The sequence below is a fragment of the Gordonia alkaliphila genome, assembly GCF_023017165.1.
Taxonomy (GTDB): domain Bacteria; phylum Actinomycetota; class Actinomycetes; order Mycobacteriales; family Mycobacteriaceae; genus Gordonia; species Gordonia alkaliphila.
On sequence record NZ_JALKBW010000001.1, the window covers coordinates 1,241,050 to 1,258,499 of the forward strand.

General features: G+C 68.0%; 19 protein-coding genes and 1 pseudogene. 8 read left to right on the forward strand and 12 right to left on the reverse strand.

Annotation, left to right across the window (positions count from 1 at the left end; translation table 11 throughout):
- Positions 1–3: 3 nt before the first annotated feature.
- Positions 4–1,215, reverse strand: a complete 1,212-nt coding sequence (locus MUG78_RS05480) for an acetyl-CoA C-acetyltransferase (protein WP_246992925.1) — start codon at positions 1,213–1,215, stop codon at positions 4–6.
- Between the two features lie 95 nt (positions 1,216–1,310).
- On the opposite strand from MUG78_RS05480, the gene MUG78_RS05485 reads away from it, so the two are divergent.
- The 5 genes from MUG78_RS05485 to MUG78_RS05505 all read left to right on the forward strand — a co-directional run bounded on the left by MUG78_RS05485 (position 1,311) and on the right by MUG78_RS05505 (position 5,835).
- Positions 1,311–2,507, forward strand: coding sequence for an acyl-CoA dehydrogenase family protein (locus MUG78_RS05485; RefSeq protein WP_246992926.1), 1,197 nt, complete (start codon positions 1,311–1,313; stop codon positions 2,505–2,507).
- A gap of 62 nt (positions 2,508–2,569) precedes the next feature.
- Positions 2,570–3,742 carry an acyl-CoA dehydrogenase family protein gene (locus MUG78_RS05490; protein WP_246992928.1) on the forward strand — a complete coding sequence of 391 codons (1,173 nt, stop codon included), beginning with the start codon at positions 2,570–2,572 and terminating at the stop codon, positions 3,740–3,742.
- Positions 3,739–4,482 carry a 3-oxoacyl-ACP reductase FabG gene (gene fabG, locus MUG78_RS05495; protein WP_246992931.1) on the forward strand — a complete coding sequence of 248 codons (744 nt, stop codon included), beginning with the start codon at positions 3,739–3,741 and terminating at the stop codon, positions 4,480–4,482. Before MUG78_RS05490 ends, fabG begins: the two co-directional genes overlap by 4 nt.
- Complete coding sequence (locus MUG78_RS05500; RefSeq protein WP_246996858.1) at positions 4,475–5,383, forward strand: HTD2 family dehydratase; 909 nt, start codon at positions 4,475–4,477, stop codon at positions 5,381–5,383. The genes fabG and MUG78_RS05500 overlap by 8 nt, the downstream gene beginning before the upstream one ends.
- The gene (locus MUG78_RS05505; protein WP_246992933.1) at positions 5,380–5,835 is read left to right on the forward strand and encodes a MaoC family dehydratase; all 456 of its coding nucleotides are present in this window, start codon (positions 5,380–5,382) and stop codon (positions 5,833–5,835) included. Before MUG78_RS05500 ends, MUG78_RS05505 begins: the two co-directional genes overlap by 4 nt.
- A 387-nt stretch (positions 5,836–6,222) precedes the next feature.
- Here MUG78_RS05505 and MUG78_RS05510 read toward each other — a convergent pair whose 3' ends face one another.
- The 5 genes and pseudogenes from MUG78_RS05510 to MUG78_RS05525 form a co-directional block, all read right to left on the reverse strand.
- Positions 6,223–6,756 (reverse strand): hypothetical protein, encoded by a 534-nt coding sequence (locus MUG78_RS05510; protein ID WP_246992934.1) that lies wholly within the window; start codon positions 6,754–6,756, stop codon positions 6,223–6,225.
- Positions 6,757–6,787: 31 nt separating this feature from the next.
- The gene (locus tag MUG78_RS05515) at positions 6,788–7,807 is read right to left on the reverse strand and encodes an IS30 family transposase (RefSeq protein ID WP_246996860.1); all 1,020 of its coding nucleotides are present in this window, start codon (positions 7,805–7,807) and stop codon (positions 6,788–6,790) included.
- Positions 7,808–7,882: 75 nt separating this feature from the next.
- Positions 7,883–8,092: pseudogene (locus MUG78_RS18410) on the reverse strand (glycohydrolase toxin TNT-related protein); the annotation flags it as partial.
- 42 nt (positions 8,093–8,134) lie between these two features.
- Positions 8,135–9,283: an acyl-CoA dehydrogenase family protein gene (locus MUG78_RS05520; protein WP_246992937.1), complete on the reverse strand. Its 1,149-nt coding sequence runs from the start codon at positions 9,281–9,283 to the stop codon at positions 8,135–8,137.
- 80 nt (positions 9,284–9,363) lie between these two features.
- Positions 9,364–9,750, reverse strand: a complete 387-nt coding sequence (locus MUG78_RS05525) for a DUF5313 family protein (RefSeq protein ID WP_246992939.1) — start codon at positions 9,748–9,750, stop codon at positions 9,364–9,366.
- A gap of 114 nt (positions 9,751–9,864) precedes the next feature.
- Here MUG78_RS05525 and MUG78_RS05530 point away from each other — a divergent pair, with 114 nt between their 5' ends.
- Complete coding sequence (locus tag MUG78_RS05530; RefSeq protein WP_246992941.1) at positions 9,865–10,329, forward strand: MarR family winged helix-turn-helix transcriptional regulator; 465 nt, start codon at positions 9,865–9,867, stop codon at positions 10,327–10,329.
- Between the two features lie 19 nt (positions 10,330–10,348).
- Here MUG78_RS05530 and MUG78_RS05535 read toward each other — a convergent pair whose 3' ends face one another.
- The 3 genes from MUG78_RS05535 to MUG78_RS05545 are packed head-to-tail and all read right to left on the reverse strand — an operon-like array spanning position 10,349 to position 12,514.
- Positions 10,349–10,846: a nuclear transport factor 2 family protein gene (locus MUG78_RS05535; RefSeq protein ID WP_246992943.1), complete on the reverse strand. Its 498-nt coding sequence runs from the start codon at positions 10,844–10,846 to the stop codon at positions 10,349–10,351.
- Positions 10,843–11,700 carry an LLM class F420-dependent oxidoreductase gene (locus MUG78_RS05540; protein ID WP_246992945.1) on the reverse strand — a complete coding sequence of 286 codons (858 nt, stop codon included), beginning with the start codon at positions 11,698–11,700 and terminating at the stop codon, positions 10,843–10,845. Before MUG78_RS05540 ends, MUG78_RS05535 begins: the two co-directional genes overlap by 4 nt.
- Before the next feature lies 1 nt (position 11,701).
- Positions 11,702–12,514, reverse strand: a complete 813-nt coding sequence (locus MUG78_RS05545; RefSeq protein WP_246992947.1) for an SDR family NAD(P)-dependent oxidoreductase — start codon at positions 12,512–12,514, stop codon at positions 11,702–11,704.
- A gap of 116 nt (positions 12,515–12,630) precedes the next feature.
- Between MUG78_RS05545 and MUG78_RS05550 the strand changes: the two genes are divergently transcribed.
- Positions 12,631–13,014, forward strand: coding sequence for a YidH family protein (locus MUG78_RS05550; RefSeq protein ID WP_246992950.1), 384 nt, complete (start codon positions 12,631–12,633; stop codon positions 13,012–13,014).
- A 21-nt stretch (positions 13,015–13,035) separates the two neighbouring features.
- Here the strand turns inward: MUG78_RS05550 and MUG78_RS05555 are convergent, their stop codons facing one another.
- Complete coding sequence (locus MUG78_RS05555; protein WP_246992952.1) at positions 13,036–13,848, reverse strand: SDR family NAD(P)-dependent oxidoreductase; 813 nt, start codon at positions 13,846–13,848, stop codon at positions 13,036–13,038.
- A 153-nt stretch (positions 13,849–14,001) separates the two neighbouring features.
- On the opposite strand from MUG78_RS05555, the gene MUG78_RS05560 reads away from it, so the two are divergent.
- Positions 14,002–15,366, forward strand: a complete 1,365-nt coding sequence (locus tag MUG78_RS05560; protein ID WP_246992954.1) for an MFS transporter — start codon at positions 14,002–14,004, stop codon at positions 15,364–15,366.
- 124 nt (positions 15,367–15,490) lie between these two features.
- On the opposite strand, the gene MUG78_RS05565 is transcribed toward MUG78_RS05560, so the two are convergent.
- Together MUG78_RS05565 and MUG78_RS05570 are read right to left on the reverse strand one after the other, a co-directional pair.
- Complete coding sequence (locus MUG78_RS05565) at positions 15,491–16,273, reverse strand: enoyl-CoA hydratase (RefSeq protein ID WP_246992957.1); 783 nt, start codon at positions 16,271–16,273, stop codon at positions 15,491–15,493.
- A 40-nt stretch (positions 16,274–16,313) separates the two neighbouring features.
- Positions 16,314–17,381 carry an enoyl-CoA hydratase/isomerase family protein gene (locus tag MUG78_RS05570; RefSeq protein ID WP_246992959.1) on the reverse strand — a complete coding sequence of 356 codons (1,068 nt, stop codon included), beginning with the start codon at positions 17,379–17,381 and terminating at the stop codon, positions 16,314–16,316.
- Positions 17,382–17,450: the final 69 nt, after the last annotated feature.

A 17,450-nucleotide genomic window follows, 5' to 3' on the forward strand; every position in this document is an offset into this window, starting at 1 on the left:
CGGTCAGCTCACTCGCTCGAAGACCGCCGCCAAGCCCTGACCTCCGCCGATGCACATGGTCTCGACGCCGTAGCGCGCCTCGCGGCGGTCGAGTTCACGCAGCAGCGTGGCCAGGATCCGCACGCCGGTGGCGCCCACCGGATGGCCGAGCGAGATGCCCGAACCGTTCACGTTGACCCGCGCCAGATCGGCCTCGGTGAGCCCGAGCGCCGAGGTGCAGGCGAGCACCTGTGCGGCGAAGGCTTCGTTGAGTTCGATCAGGTCGATGTCGGCGATCCCCAACCCGGCCCGTTCGAGCGCCAGATTGGTGGCCGGGACCGGACCGATGCCCATGCGCGAGGGCTCCACACCGGCCACCGCCCACGACACCAGTCGCGCCAGCGGACGCAGCCCCAACTGGGCCGCCTTCTCCGGTGTGGTGACGATGGCGACGGCCGCGCCGTCGTTCTGACCACTGGAATTGCCCGCGGTGACGGTCGACTCCGGGTCCTGTCCGGCCCGCACCGGCTTCAGCGTCGCAAGCTGTTCGAGGGAGGCGTCCGGACGCGGATGCTCGTCCCGGTCCACCACCGTGTCGCCCCGTCGGCCGGGCACGGTCACCGGCACGATCTCGTCGGCGAATCGGCCCTCCTCGTGGGCGGCGACGGCCCGCCGATGCGACTGGTAGGCGAGCTCGTCCTGCGCGGCCCGGGTGATCCCGTACTCGGCGCGCAGGTTCTCGGCGGTCTCCAGCATGCCGCCCGGCACCGGGTGGAACTTGCCGCCCGGGGTGAGGCGGCCGCGGCCGATGCGGTCGACGAGCGCGGTGTCGGCGCCTTTCAATCCGAACCGGAGTCCCATCGCGTAGTGCTCGGCCTGACTCATCGACTCCGCACCGCCGGCCAGCACCAGATCGCAGACACCGGTCTGCACCCGCATCGCGGCGTCGAGCACCGCTTGCAGGCCTGCACCGCACCGTCGATCCACCTGCATGCCGGGCACGCGGACATCGAGTCCGGCGTCGAGCGCGGCGACGCGACCGATGGCCGGCGCCTCGGCGTTCGGGTAGCACTGCCCGAAGATCACGTCGTCGATGTCGGAGCTCTCGATACCGGTGCGCGCCACCAGTTCTCGGATCACCGTGGCCGCCAGATCCGCAGGTGGCAGCGCTGCCAACGCACCCCCGTAACGACCGACCGGAGTTCGCAACGGCTCGCACACAATGGCCTCACGCACAGTAAGACCCCTCTCGCATTGGGAATTGTCAGCGTTCGACCTATCTGTACCACGCGACTATTCCGGCCCCTCGAAACTTCTGCCATGATCCGAACATGGGCCGACTCTGCGAAACCGCTGACCTCACCGACGTTCAACGCGCCATGCTCGCGAGTGTTCGCGACTTCGTGAACACGCAGATTCTGCCGGTCGCCACCGAGCTCGAAGCGCGCGACGAATACCCGACGGCGATCGTCGAAGCACTGAAAGAGATGGGCGTTTTCGGGATCACCATCGACGAGGAATACGGCGGTCTCGGCGAGTCGCTGCTCACCTACGCGCTCGTCGTGGAAGAGCTCGCGCGAGGCTGGATGAGCATCTCCGGCGTCATCAACACCCACTTCATCGTCGCCCACCTGGTGGCGCAGCACGGCACCCCCGAGCAGCGGGCCGAGTACCTGCCGCGTCTGGCCCGCGGCGAGCTGACCGGCGCGTTCTCCATGTCCGAGCCGGCGTTGGGTTCGGACGTCGCCGCCATCACCACCACCGCCACGCGCGGCGACGACGGCCGGTACACCCTCGACGGCGCCAAGATGTGGCTCACCAACGGCGGCTCGTCGTCGCTGGTGGCGGTGCTGGTGCGCACCCCGAGCGGACAGCCGGGCGGTCGTCATCGCGACCTCACCACGTTCCTGGTGGAGAAGACCCCGGGCTTCGGCGAGGTGGCGCCCGGCCTCACCATCCCCGGGAAGATCGACAAGATGGGCTACAAGGGCATCGACACCACCGAGCTGCTGTTCGACGGTTTCACGATCGACGCCGACAGGATCCTCGGCGGCGAGCCCGGCCGCGGCTTCTATCAGATGATGGACGGCGTGGAAGTGGGCCGAGTGAACGTCGCTGCGCGGGCGGTGGGCATGGCCAACCGTGCCTTCGAGCTGGGCATCGACTACGCCCAGGACCGCGAGACCTTCGGCAAGCCGATCGCCGAACACCAGGCCGTGCTGTTCCGTCTCGCGGAGATGGGCACGAAAGTCGAAGCGGCACACCAGATGGTGGTGCGCGCGGCGCGGATCAAGGACTCCGGCCAGCGCAACGACCTCGAAGCCGGAATGGCCAAGTATCTGGCCGCCGAATACTGCCACGAGGTGGTCGAGGACGCCTTCCGGATCCACGGCGGGTACGGCTTCGCGAAGGGCTTCGAGATCGAACGCCTCTATCGTGAAGCTCCCATGCTCTTGATCGGCGAAGGCACCGCGGACATCCAACGAATGATCATCGGCCGGCGTCTGCTGGAGGACTACGCCAAATAGCGGTACCCCGCTTCACCCATTCCCCTTATCCCCCACATGTTTTGCCAACAGGAAGGCCCCGTATGTCGCAGGTCAGCGCTGACGACTTCGCCACCATCCACGCCGCGGTCCGGGACTTCATCCGCACCGCGGTGGTCCCCCGGGAGGCGGAGATCGCCGACGGCGACGCCGTCCCCGAGGACCTCCGCCAGGCCGCCAAGGACATCGGCCTGTTCGGCTACGCGATCCCGCAGGAGTACGGCGGCCTCGGTCTGGACCTGGCGCAGGACGTCGAGCTGGCCCAGGAGTTCGGGTACACGAGCCTCGCGCTGCGCTCCATGTTCGGCACCAACAACGGCATCGCCGGCCAGGTGCTGGTGAACTTCGGCACCGATCAGCAGAAGCAGCAGTGGCTCGGTCCGATCGCCTCCGGCGACGTGGTGGCGTCGTTCGCGCTCACCGAACCGGGCGCCGGGTCCAACCCCGCGGGCCTGCGCACCAAGGCGGTCCAGCAGGCCGACGGCAGCTGGATCCTCAACGGCAGCAAGCGTTTCATCACCAACGCGCCGCTGGCCGGCTTGTTCGTCACCTTCGCCCGGGTGCGGCCCGCGGACGACGACGGTCCCGGAATCGCCGTGTTCCTCGTGCCCGCCGAGGCCGCGGGTGTTTCGGTGGCGCCCCGCGACAAGAAGATGGGACAGGAAGGCGCCTGGACCGCCGACGTCCACTTCGACTCCGTCGCGGTCGACGATGCGGCGCTGGTCGGCGGCAACGTCGACGTCGGCTACCGCGCCGCGATGACCTCGCTGGCCCGCGGCCGCGTGCATATCGCCGCGCTGGCCGTCGGATCCGCGCAGCGCGCGCTCGACGAATCCCTCCGTCACGCCGCGGTGACCACCCAGGGCGGTCAGCCGATCGGCGACTTCCAGCTGGTGCAGGCCATGCTCGCGGACATGGCGACGGGCGTGATGGCCGGGCGCGCACTGGTCCGCGAGGCCGCGGCCTCCTGGGTCGCCGGCACCGATCGACGGATCGCGCCGTCGGCCGCGAAACTGTTCTGCACCGAGATGGCCGGCGACGTCGCCGACAAGGCGGTGCAGGTGCACGGCGGCAGCGGCTACATGCGTGACTCCACCGTGGAGCGGATCTATCGTGACGTGCGACTGCTCCGTCTGTACGAGGGCACCAGTGAGATTCAACGTCTGATCATCGGCGGCGGCCTGGTCCGCCAGACCCGTAAGGAGACCAACGCATGACCACTCTGCTCCACGGCAAGGTCGCCGTCATCACCGGCGGCGCCCAGGGCATCGGCCTGGCGATCGCCGAACGCTTCGTCGCCGAGGGCGCCAAGGTGGTGCTCGGCGACCTGAATATCGAGGCCCTCGACCCGGCCGTCGACGCGCTCGGCGGCACCGACGTGGCCGTCGGTGTCCGGTGCGACGTGACCTCGTCCGAGCAGGTGCAGGCGCTGGTCGACGAGGCGGTCGCCGCATTCGGCGCGCTCGATGTGATGGTGAACAACGCCGGCATCACCCGCGACGCCACCATGCGGAAGATGACCGAAGAGGACTTCGACCTCGTCGTGGCCGTCCACCTGAAGGGCACGTGGAACGGCACCCGTGCCGCGGCCGCGTACATGCGCGAGCACGGCGGCGGCGCCATCGTGAACATGTCGTCGATCTCCGGCAAGGTGGGCCTGCTGGGCCAGACCAACTATTCGGCCGCGAAGGCCGGCATCGTGGGTCTCACCAAGGCCGCCGCCAAGGAGGTCGCGCACCTCGGCGTCCGGATCAACGCGATCGCGCCGGGCCTGATCCGCACCGCGATGACCGAGGCCATGCCGGAGCGCATCTGGGAGTCCAAGATGGCCGAGATCCCGATGGGCCGCGCCGGTGAACCCAGCGAGATCGCTTCCGTCGCACTGTTTCTCGCGAGCGACCTGTCGTCGTACATGACCGGAACGCTCACCGAGGTGACCGGCGGCCGCCATCTCTAGTCGCTCGGGCGACGCGGAGTGGGCGCCGCACACCGTCGTCAGCGAAGAGTACCTCGACCCGGCACCGGTCGCCGCGCTGGCCGCCCTGCTCGACGACGGACTCCCCGCCCCCCGCGTCGGCGACGTACTGCCGCCGCTGTGGCACTGGGTCGCGTTGCCCCGCTGGTCGCCGTCGTCGCTGCTCGCGGTCGACGGCCACCCGTTCAAAGGCTCGTTCCTGCCGCCGGTGGAGTTGCCGCGGCGGATGTTCGCCGGCGGCACCGCAGCCTTTCCGGGCACGCTGCGGGTCGGCGACACGGTTCGCCGGGAGGCCCGCGTCGAGTCGGTCACCGAGAAGCACGGCCGCAGCGGCACGCTCGTGGTGGTGGTCGTCGGTATCGAGCTCTACGCGCCCGACGGCACCCTCGCGGTGACCGAACAGCAGAACCTCATCTACCGGGAAGCGGCCGCCGTCACCGGCGAGCCGCCGAGCCCGGAATCGGCCGCCGCGCTGGTTCCCTGCGGACCGGCCGTGGTGCCCGACGGCCCTGACCGCTGGCGGCTGGTGACCGACCCGACGCTGCTCATGCGCTTCTCCGCAGCGACCGCGAACGCGCACCGCATTCACTACGACTGGCCGTACGCGACCGGGGTGGAGGGCTATCCCGGACTCGTGGTGCACGGACCGCTGATGACGTTGGCGCTCGCCGAGACCCACCGTCTCGGCGCCGACGACCGGCGCATCGCCGGCCTGGCGCACCGCAATCTGGCACCGTTGTTCTGCGCGGAACCCGCAGTGCTGCAGTCCGTTCCGAGCGAGAGCGGCACCGCGGTCTCCGTGGTCACCCACACCGACCCGGACGCCGAGCCGCGCATCCACACGACCCTCGACCTCACCTTCGACACCCCAGGAGCATCATGACCCGCGTATTCAGCAGCCTCGACGACGTCCGCGCCACCATCGGCGAAGAGCTCGGCCCCGGCACCCCGATCACCGTGGAACAGAGCCGGATCGACGCCTTCGCCGACGCCACCGGCGATCACCAGTGGATCCACGTCGATCCGGAGCGCGCCGCCGCCGGGCCCTACGGCGCCACCATCGCGCACGGCTACCTCACGCTGTCGTTGCTGCCGCAATTCGGCGCCGACCTGTTCACCATCGACTTCGGCGGCGCGCGCATCAACTACGGCGCCAACAAGGTCCGCTTCCCCGCACCGGTGCTCGTGAACAGCGTCCTGACCGCCACCGCCACCGTGGTCGACGTGGCCGACGGCCCCGCCGGCGCGATGATCACGATCAAGTACGTGGTGACCGCCGAAGGTGCCGCCAAGCCCGCCCTGGTCGCCGAAACCCTGGTGGTCGTCACCCCCTGACACCGAGTCGGACCGCGGAATACGGGCCTGCGCGCGCCCACCCCAATTCCTCCTGTCGCGAAACTGTCGCACTTGATGGTCACAGCCCACCATCCGCTACGGTTTCACGCGCTCCGCCCATGAGATATCGCGCCTTGCCGTACGCGCGCAGCTGCCCGGGTGATGGATCCCTTCCACGGCGTGCATCTCGCCGCGCGAGAATACTCGACCTGTGCAGGCAACGGATCCCGCAGATGTACTCGGACACCGGGGCCAGGACAGCCCGAGGGTTCCGCAACCTCGACCGCTACATCTTGCGGTCCTACCGCGCTCCCGCCAGCTCGCGAATCGAGTCCACGCACTCTGAAATCCTAAGAGCCGGCTTGCCCCCAGAGCCGTCAATGAACTCTACGGTCGGAGGAGATCTGCATTAACCTCGCTCAGGCTATGCGCAAGCATATAGGGCAACAATCCACCGGGATCACCGTATACCCGGAAGTACCGATCAGGATCGCCGCCGACAATCCGATAGACTTCCACGTCGCCCAAAGATGAGACCTCGACCCCCTCGGGCATTATCCCATCCAATTTGGAGTAGAGTGGCTCGTACCCCTTTGCTCGTCGATATCCCGAGGCGAGAAGGATGGACATCGCCTTCAGTGCGTCAGAGAATTGCCTGAACTCGCCCATATCGTCGAGCGATCCACGTTCGATCCAGTACTGGTGAACCAGTGCCCCTTCCCGTCGGAGTATATATCCAGGATCACCGCCAATCTCCCTAGCGGAAATCTCCATTGCCGGGTACCCATGAGGTTCCTGAGGCGCGATTCCAGACCAGTCTGGCCGCACCCCAATCTCCGAATACCGCTCTCCCCAGAACCTAAATAGATCGGCGAACTTCAAATATTCTTCCTCGCTGAATCCAGTGGGCTGATCTACCATTCAAGGAATCCAATCTCTGCAAGGGGCGGTGTCAAATCGTGGAAGCAACGTTGTCTTTGAGTAGGCGTTCGAAGGCTTCCCTCGGGGTGTAGAAGCCCAGGCATTGGCGTGGCCGCTCATTGAGCTCGCGGGCGATCGCTTCCAGGTAGAGCTGGTCGGACGGGATCTCGGTGCCCTTGGGCAGGTACTCGCGGATCAGGCCGTTGGTGTTCTCGTTGGTAGGTCGTTCCCATGGTGAGCGGGGATGAGCGAAGTAGATCGGCAGGTCGGCGGCTACGGTGACGCTGGCATGCTCAGCCATCTCAGTGCCTTGATCCCACGTCAGCCCTTTCCGCATGAACTGCGGTAGTCCCCGCAGGTGATCGATCAGCACATCGGCAACACCCGACGCTTTCTTCCCGTCTGGCAGACCCAGGATCAGCGTGTACCGGCTCGTGCGTTCCACCAGTGTTACCGCCGCGGACTGGCCGGCCTTCCCGACGATCAGATCCCCCTCCCACCAGCCCGGCACCCGCCGATCAGATGCTGTCTCGGGGCGGTCATCGATACTGACCATGCCCACGATCCGCGCTGATCGCTCACCGGCCGACTTCCTCGGTGTGCGCACGGTGCGTTTGGACTGCAGCAGGATGCCCTGAGCAGCCAACTCTCCCTTCGGGAGAGCGTAGATCCACCGATAGATCGATTCGTGTGAAATGCGGCGTCCGTGGGCGTTCGGTGATCCCGTCATGGGGTCCACTGTGGAGTCTTCGGACTCGAGTTTCAATCGGCCAGCGATCTGTCTGGGTGTCCGCGATGCGCGCAGGTCGGATCGTACTCGTTCGGCGAGTACCGAGTCGGTGTCGATCGTTCTGGTCTGTGGGCGGGCTCGTCGTGCCTTCGCTTGCTTGTCGGCGTGTATGACGCGATAGGTGCCGGCTTTGGTGGCGTTGCGTTTGATCTCTCGCGACACGATCGACTTGTCCCGGCCGATCTGCTCGGCGATCGCGGTGACCGTCATCCCCGCCCGTCTGCCGACGGCGATCTCCGTTCGATCCGCCACCGTCAGCATCATCCGTCCAAGCCCCACCCGGGTCTCCCGTCGTGCTACCTGCAACCCCTGGTGGCCTGCAGTGTTGCTACGACGCTATGACACCGCCAGGTACTCGAGAATCGTCGTATTGTAGAGCAGTGCAAAATCCTTCGGGGGGTGTATCTTCACCTGCATCCCTCCCCCGACCTGTTCGAATCCGGGCGCGATTCGGCCGAGCTCTAAGCGCCACCCTTCCGGCAGCGGAACATCACCGATCGTGAAGACACGATAGTCGCGCCGCAATGCATCTGGAGGGAGACCGCGCCGGACCGTGCATTGAGCCGCTGCGGAGGGTCTCGTGCACGCTCAGATCGCGTTGCGCGCGATCAGCTGCGCGGCGATCACATTGCGTTGAATCTCGTTGGTGCCCTCGCCGACGATCATCAGCGGCGCGTCGCGGAAGTAGCGCTCCACCTCGTATTCGCGGGAGTAGCCGTAGCCGCCGTGCACGCGCACCGCGTCGAGCGCGATGGCCATCGCCGTCTCCGACGCGAACAGCTTGGCCATGCCGGCCTCCATGTCGGCGCGCTCGCCGCGATCGAGCTTGTCGGCCGCGTCCAGCGTCAGCAGGCGCGCGGCCTGCTGCTTGGTGGCCATGTCGGCCAACAGATTGCCCACCGACTGGTGCTTCCAGATCGGCTTACCGAAGGACTCGCGCTCCTGCGCATATTTCACCGCGGCCTCCAGCGCGGCCTGCCCGACGCCGAGCGCGCGCGAAGCCACCTGGATGCGACCCATCTCGAGTCCGCGCATCATGTGGCCCCAGCCGAGATTCGCCTCACCGCCGAGCACGGCACTCGCGGGCACGAACATCTCATCAAAGACCAGCTCACAGGCCTCCACGCCGCGATAGCCCAGCTTGGGCAGCTTCTTGGAGATCGTCATGCCGTCGCCCGGCTCCACCAGAATCACGCTCATCCCGCGGTGCGCGGACTCGGCCGAGCGATCAGTGATGCACAGCAGCCCGATCAGGCCCGAGTGCGCCGCGTTCGAGATCCACGTCTTGGAACCGGTGATCGAGTAGCCACCCTCGACCGGAGTCGCGAACGTGCGCATGGCCTGCAGATCGCTGCCACCGCTGGGCTCGGTGAGCGCCATCGTGGCCCGCATCCGGCCGTCGGCCATCTGCGGCAGCAGCCGCTCCTTCTGTTCCTGCGTGCCGAACGTCTTCACCAGGAAGCTGATCACCGAGTGTCCGCCGATCGCGCCGGCCAGGCTCATCCAGCCGCGCGCCAATTCCTCGGTGACCGCCGAGAAACATGCGGTGCTGACGTCGACGCCGCCGTACTCGGCCGGGACCAGGAGGCCGAAGAAGCCGAGGGTCTTCATCTCCTCGATGAATTCTTCGGGATAGATGTCGTCCTGTTCGTAATCGCGTACGCGACCCACGACCCGCTGATCGACGAAGTCGCGCACCAACGCGACCATCTCCAGCTCGTCCGCACTTAACGCCACCGACCGACCTCGATTCCCGGAGCACCCGACGCACGCCGATATGTCTCCGACACTACAAAGTGGTCGCGGGCGGCCTCAGGTCACCCGTTGCGCGCGCCGTAGATCTTCTCGTACTGCGTCTTGAGGTGTTCGGCTTCCGCGCGCTGCCGGTACGTCTCCGGAGTGTTGCCCAGACCGTGCTTCTGGAGGCGGCGGACGCGATTCTGATCCATATACGACACCGAGAAGATCAGCGCCAGGCAGGCGCCCAGCAGCACCATCAGCAGGCGCACCCAGACCGGCCCGCTCGGGAAGGCGAAGAACAGCACCAGGTACACGGGAACGAAGGAGACCTGCGACCGAATCATGTGCCGGAGGAAGGCGTGCGGACCCATCAGGTCGTTCGCCACCCAGTCCGTCTGGCTCTCGGGCAGCTTGGCCCCGTACACGTAGCCGATCCACTGGATCGGATTCGGTCGCTTGCTCATCGCGGCGCGCTTTCTGCTGGGGAAGATAGATCGTGCGCTATCGAGTATGCCACCCGCGGCGGGTGCAATTCAATCGCGCCCGATTTATATCGGCGAAGCGGCTAGACTGAAGCCATGGAGAGCACCGCCTTCGACGAGAACCCCCTGCTCTTGGAGAGCCAGGTGTGCTTCGCGCTGGCCGTCGCCAACCGCTCGGTGCTCAAGATCTATCGCCGCATCCTCGAACCGCTCGGCCTCACCCATCCGCAGTACCTGGTGATGCTCGCCCTCTGGGAGCACGCGCCGCTGCCGGTCAAGGAGATCGGCAAACTACTGCAGCTCGACTCGGCGACGCTCTCGCCGCTGCTCAAGCGCCTCGAAACAGCCGGTCTGATCGAACGACGACGCCGCGACGACGACGAGCGCAGCGTCGACATCGTCTTCACCGACGCCGGTGCCGATCTCCGGACACAGGCGTTGGAGGTCCCCGGCCAGGTGGTGGCCGCGCTCGGTGTCTCGCTCGACGACCTCGGCGAACTGCACGACGTGCTGACCCGCGTCAACGCGGCCGCCTTGGCCGCCGAGGCCGCTGCGGTCTGAGCCGCGATCGGCCCGGAGCTCAGGCTTTGAGCGGCCCGGCCACCAGCTCGTGGGCGGCGGCCTGGCCGTCGATCAGACGGCTGGTCCGACGCTCCACCCGCCACGTGCCCGAAACCCGTTGCAGCGCCCAATGATTGGCGGTGGCACGGGCGACGGCGAAGCGCGGGCTGCCCGATTCCGTGGCCCGATGCGTGATGAGCAACGAGTATCCGACAGCCACGGCGGAATCACCGTCGACCTGCACGTGCGACGGCCCCTGGAAGTGCGCGCAGCCGCCGGCGATGAGGCCCTGGTGCGGCGCGGAGCGGACCATCTCGGCGACCGCCGCGGCCCCGTCCATCAGGTAGGCGTCCACCTCGTAGACGCCGTCGTCGAGCCAGAGCGCCGCCACGTCGGCGTCGGCGCCGTCGTCCACCAGCGGACCGTACGAGGAGATCAGCGCCGCGATCTCGCGTTCGTCTTCGAGCAGTTGCAGCCGAGCTTCGAGGGCCGCCAACCGGGCTTCGAGGTGACTCATGCCGTCTCCAGTTCCGCGAGCGGGGCCAGCGCCTCCAGCGCGGCCACGTAGTTGTCCGCCGAGGTCGCGCGCACCGCGGCGTTGATCACCGTGGCACCGGCGCCGACGGCATTGTGCAACGCGCGGGCCGCACCGTCGGGGTCGCCGATCGGATCGAGCGGCGGGGTCGCCAACACCACATCGAAGCCCGACGGCGGCGACACCGCGTCGAGCATCTCCCGCACCTGCCGACGGCCGAGCGCGAACGGCGTCCAGCCGTCGCCGAGCTCCACCGCGCGCTGGAGCGAACGCGGCGTCTGCCCGCCGATCCACAGCGGCATCCCGGCGGCGCTCGGATGCGGATCCACCTGCATGCCGCCGAAGCTGTAGTGGTCGCCGGAGTATTCCGGTTCAGCAGTCCCGAAGGACGCACGAAGGGCACGGATCGCGTCGTCGGCGCGCGCACCGCGCCCAGCGAAAGGCACCTCGAGGAGCTCGAACTCCTCCTTCAGGGAACCGACACCCAGGCCGAGAGTGACGCGTCCGCCGCTGACCAGATCGAGCGTGCCGTAGCGCTTGGCGATCTCCAACGGGTGGTGATAACCGAGCACCAGCACCTGGGTGAAGAAGCGGATCCGCTGCGTCTGTCCGGCGAGAAAACCGAAGGTGGACAACGGATCCCAGTACGTGCCGCCGCGCTCGGCGGCGATGGGGGTCGGCACTGCGACGTGCTCACTGCACGTGAGATGCGCGAAGCCCAGGCGGTCGGCCGCCTGGGCGATGCGCGCCAATTCGGCCGGTCCGGCGGTGGCCTCCCAATCGGAGACCACCCCGGGCAGCCGGGTGACGATCGGCGTCGCCAACCCCACTCGCACGTCAGGCCTCCGCTCCACCGCGTGGGACGCGAGCGAGGAGCTTCTTCATCATGCGCTGCTGGCCCAGCAGCAGTTCGGCACGATTGTGCCCGCTGCTCGCATGCACCCGCGCCTCGTTGCCGCCGGCGATGTGGATCGGACCGTTCTTCAGGTTCGCGAGGCCCTCGCGCGCCACGTCGTCCGGATCGGCGGCGTCGATGCCGGGGACGTCGAAGTCCAGGCCGGCCCGCGCCATCGCCGGGGTGCGGGTGACGCCGAGCACCAGCTCCAGCACGTCGACCTCGTATTCGCGCATCTCGAGCCACAGCGACTCGGCCCACGCACGACCGAACGCCTTGACGCCGGAGTACACGCTCAGCGTCGGACCGCCCAGGTAACCGCTCATCGAGCCGACCAGCAGGATGCCGCCGCGCTTGGCTTCGGCCATGGCCGCGCCGTAGTGGCGGACCAGTGCCAGTGGCGCGGTGATGTTCAGATCGATCACCTGCTGGAAACCGTCCAGGTCGCCGGAGATGAACTCGTTGCCGTACGAGTTGGCGCCCGCGTTGTAGATCAACAGACCCACTTCGAGGTCGACGGTGAGCTCCTGGATCGCGGTGATCGCCGCCCGATCGGTGAGGTCGGCCGACAGCGTCCGTACCCCCACGCCGCGCGCCCGCACCGCTTCGGCCGTCTCTTCCAGCGGACCGGGCTTGCGCGCGATCAGCACCAGGTTCACACCGGCGTCAGCGAGTTGCTCGGCAAAGGCTCGCCCCACGCCTTCGGAGCCTCCGGCGATGACCGCCCACGGACCGTATTCACTCAAATCTGACATAGCAGCGTCCTCTCGGAAATGGTTCTCACTTCAGAGACTTTCACACTGACACACGTTCTTGTTTGGGACCTATGGCACGCTGAAAAGCGCCCACCTGATATACGAGGGGATCGACGATGAGCGGTACGGATCAGCCACCCCCGATGGATCACGACAGTGGTCCGGACGGCCCCGACCTGCTGCCCGGCGCCGTCGACGCGCGTTTCACCCTCGCCTCCGAACGCACCATGCTGGCGTGGTTGCGGACCGCGCTGGGCCTGATCGCCGCCGGCGTCGCGGTGCTCCATCTCCTCGAGCCGATGGGCCAGAGCGGCACACGCACCGGACTCGGCATCGCATTGCTCATCGTCGGCGCCGCGACCGCGATCGTCGGCGCGCTGCGCTGGTACGAGATCGACCGCGCACTCAAACTCGGCGGGCCGCTCCCGGGACCGTGGCCCATCTGGGCGCTGACCGGCCTGATCGTCGTCGTCGCGATCGGCTTCGCCTTCTGGACGTAGGCCGAGCCGACGTCGACCGTCCTACCGGTCCTTGTATACGAAGCTCGCCACCTGCAGGTACGACACCCGCTCGGCGAGGTTGGTGCTGAACCGACCCAGCACGTCGAAGACGTGCGCGTCCTTGCCGATCACCACGCGGCCGCGGCCCTTCATCGTCGTCTCGATCATCCGGTGCGCCGCCTTCTCCGCGCGCATGGCGAAAGTCTTCGCGACGACCTCCGGGGTGCCGAGCGTCTGCGCGCTCTCCCGGACCAGGTCGGTCCAGATGGTGCCGGGCAGCACCGTGGTGACGGTGACCTTCGACTTGGCGTTGCGCAGATCCTGCTTGAGCCCGTAACCGAACGCGGCGACGGCCGCCTTCGACGCACCGTAGGTCGCGGCACCCGGGACCGGCACCATCGCCGCCAGGCTCGCGGTGACCATCACGACGCCCCCCTCGGGACGGGCCTCCAGCAGCGGCAGGAACGCGCGCGTCAGTTCGACGGTGCCGTAGAAATTCACGTCCAGGATCTGCTGCATCCGCGCCTCCGGGATGCCCGCGGCGCTCTCGAAGTTCTGCGCGATCCCGGCGATGTTGAACAGACCGTCGACCTGCCCGTGTGCCTCGACGACCTGCGCCGGGAGCGCCGCGACGGCCTCCGAATCGGCGACGTTCAACAGGTGCGTGGACAGTCGGTCCCCGGCGGCGGTCTCCTCGGCCAGACTCGCCAGACCCGCTTCGCTCAGGTCCGCAGCGGCGACGCGGCCGCCCCGCGCCAGCAACTCGACGGCCACGCACCGACCGATGCCGTTGCCCGCCCCGGTCACCACGAACACTCGGTCCTGGATCTGCATCTGCGCCTCTTTCGTCTGAATCGAACTCGGCTGTCAGCGTCTCACAGTGCCCGACACCGGCCCGATGCACGGTCTGTGACCGCCCGGGGGTACAACGGAAGACGTGACTCACCCCTCCGCCCCGCGCACCGACCGGTCCGGGGCGGCTACCTGATGACCCCGCCGCGGACGCTCGTCCCCAGTCTCATCTACGCGGCACTCACGACGTCGATCGTGAGTTCGCTGGGCATGCTCCTGGTGCCCTCGATCGCCGCCGGCTTTCAGGTGTCCGTGAGTGCCGCCCAGTGGATGCTGACGTTGAACCTGCTGGTCGGCGCCGTGGCGACCCCGATCATGGGCCGCCTGTCCGACGGCCGGAACACCAAGAAGCTGCTGCTGTACTCGCTCGCCATCATTCTGATCGGCTCGATCATCGCCGGTGCGGCCACCAACTTCGGCGTCTTCCTGCTGGGCCGCGCACTGCAGGGCCTCACGTACGGCATCGTGCCGGTGACCATCGTGTTGGCGCGCCGCCACCTCGGCGAAGGCAAGGCCGACCCGGCGATCTCCACGCTGTCGGTCACCGTGGCCACCGGACTGGGCCTCGGCTACCCGTTGACCGGCATCCTCGCGAGCCTGCTCGACTTCCGCGTCGCGTTCTGGTTCGCGAGCGTCTTCGTGCTGACCGCGATCGTGGTCGTCGCCAAGTGGGTGCCCGCCGACGGCGCGGAGGGGCGTTCGCGCCCGTTCGACACCGCCGGGGCGGCTCTGCTGTCCATCGGCATGGCGGGCGTGCTGATCGCCATCAGCCAGGGCTCGCACTGGGGCTGGGCGTCGGCGCCGACGATCCTCGCCGCACTCGCCGGCGTGCTCTGCCTTGTCGCCTGGACGCTGGTGGAACTGCGCTCCAGCGATCCGTTGATCAACCTGCGCGTGGTCAAGTCGCCCGACGTGCTGCTCGCCAACCTCACCGCGATCGGCCTCGGCGCCGCGATGTACATGAGCCTGTCGATCGTCTCGATCATCGCGCAGGCGAAGCAGGCGACCGGCTACGGCCTCGAACTGCCGCTGTTCTGGGCCGGTTTCGTGATGCTGCCGCTGTCGGTGGGCAGCCTCGCCGGCAATCGCTTCGTTCGACGCCTCGGCCCCGGATCGATGACGACCATGCTTCCGGCCGGCGCCTCGTTGATGGCGGCCGCCGCCCTCATGCTCTGGCTCACCAACGACGAACTGTGGCAAGTACTGCTCGGCATGCTGCTGTTCGGCCTCGGGATGGGTGCGGCGTATGCCGCGATGCCGACATTGATCGCCCGCAGCGTCGCGATCTTCGAGGTGGGCAGCGCGGTCAGCTTCAACCAGGTGCTGCGCACGGTCGGCGGCGCGGTCGGCAGCGCCATCGTGGCGTCGATCCTCGCCGCGAACCCGGGCCAGCACGGCATCACCGTGGCCCTCGGCGTGGGCGCGATGACCGCGACCGTGGTCTTCGTCGCGCTCGTGCTCAACCAGGTTCGGGAACGGCGGTCTCCCGCCCGGGGATGAGCGCCCCGACCTGCCGTCCCGCTGGCGATCGCCGCCCCGCGGAATCGGCCGCATCGCAACGACGGCGGGCGCGCCGGAGACCCTATTGGTTCCTCCGGCGCGCCCGGTGTCGTGCGCTGGCGGATCAGCGGTGGGTGAAGTTCGGCTTGCGCTTCTCCACGAACGCCGCCATGCCCTCGGTCTGATCGTCGGTTGCGAAGGTCGAGTAGAACAGGCCCCGCTCCACCCGGATGCCCTCGAGCAGGCCCGACTCGAACGACCGGTTCACCGCTTCCTTCGCCAGCGACGACGCCACGAACGACTTGCTCGCGATCTCCGCCGCCACGTCCAACGCGACCTCCAGCGTCGTGTCGGCGGGCACCAGTCGCGAGACCAGCCCGAGGCGATCGGCCTCGTCGGCCTTCATCTGCCGACCGGTCAGCATCATGTCCATCGCCTTGGCCTTGCCAATCGCACGCGTGAGCCGCTGCGAGCCGCCGATACCCGGGATCACGCCGAGGTTGATCTCCGGCTGCCCGAACACCGCCGAATCACCGGCGATCATCAGGTCGCACATCATCGCCAGCTCGCAGCCACCGCCGAGGGCGTACCCGTTGACCGCGGCGATCGTCGGGGTGCGCAGCGCCGCCAACGCATCCCAGCCGACGAAGAACTGCTCGGAGAGCATGTCGCTGTAGCCCTTCTCCGACATCTCCTTGATGTCCGCGCCGGCGGCGAACGCACGATCGGAACCGGTGATCACGATCGCGCCCACCGACGGATCGACGTCGAACGCCTGGGCTGCGGCCACGACGTCGTGCATCACCTCGGTGTTCAGGGCGTTCAGCGCCTTCGGACGGTTCAGCGTGATCACGCCGACGCGGTCGCGCTGCTCGACGAGGATCGTGGCGTAGGTGGTCTCAGACATGCGGGTTCTCCTGCTCGTTCGGGGCTCGTGATTCCGGGGTTCAGTAGGTCAGTTCGAGGTCGGCGGCCAGCGGCGCGGCGAAACCCGCGACGGTGTCGGCGCCGACCTCGGCGAGGGTGCTCGGCTGCCAGGTGGGCGTGCGGTCCTTGTCGATCACCTGGGCGCGAATGCCCTCGGCGAGGTCCGGGTGCTGCAGGCAACGCACCGACGTGCGGTATTCGCGCACCAGCGCTTCGCGCAACGACGACTCGCCGGCCGCAGCCCGCAGTGCCGCCAGCGTCACCGACAGCGCGGTGGGCGACTTGGATTCGATGGTGTCGGCCACGTCGTCGTGTCCGGCGGCCCGGCAGTTGGCGACGATCTCGCGCACCGAGTCGGCGGCGAAGGCTGCCGCGATCCACTCGCGCTGGGCGGCCAGCTTGGAGGTGGGCGGGGTGACGGCGAAGTCGGCCAGAGCCTGCTCGACGGTGCCCGCGGCCAGGGCCGCGCGGAAGGCGTCGAGCTGCTCGGCCGGCATGTAGTGATCGGCGACGCCGCACGCTATCGCGTCGGCCCCGTCGAGCGGTGCCGAGGTCAGCGCCACGTAGGTGCCCAGCTGGTCGGGTACGTGCGCGAGCAGCCAGGTGCCGCCGACGTCGGGCACGAGTCCGATCCCGACTTCCGGCATGGCCAGGCGGGTGCGGTCGGTGACCACGCGGGTGTTGGCGTGCGCCGAGATACCGACGCCGCCGCCCATCACGATGCCGTCCATCAGGGCGATGTAGGGCTTGGGGTATTCGGCGATGTCGGCGTTCAATCGGTACTCGTCGCGCCAGAACTCGGCCGAGCCGCTCGCGGTCGCGGCGGCGTCGTCGGTCCCGGCCAAGGCGGCGGCGTCCCGGTGGATGGCGACGATGTCGCCGCCTGCGCACAGCCCGCGCGGACCGGCGCCGGAGACCAGCACGGCTCGGATCTGCGGGTCGTCAGCCCAGGCGTTCAGGCTTTCCACCATCAGGCCGACCATGTCGTGATCGAGCGCGTTGATCGACGACGGCCGGTTCAGCGTCAACGAGCCGATCCCGTCCGACACCGCAGCGATGACCTTCTGGTCCTGGTCGGGCTGGGGCATGCAGAACTCCTTGACGTGAATGCGACGATGGCCGGACGAGAAACTCTAACGTCCTCGTATCTATCGTGG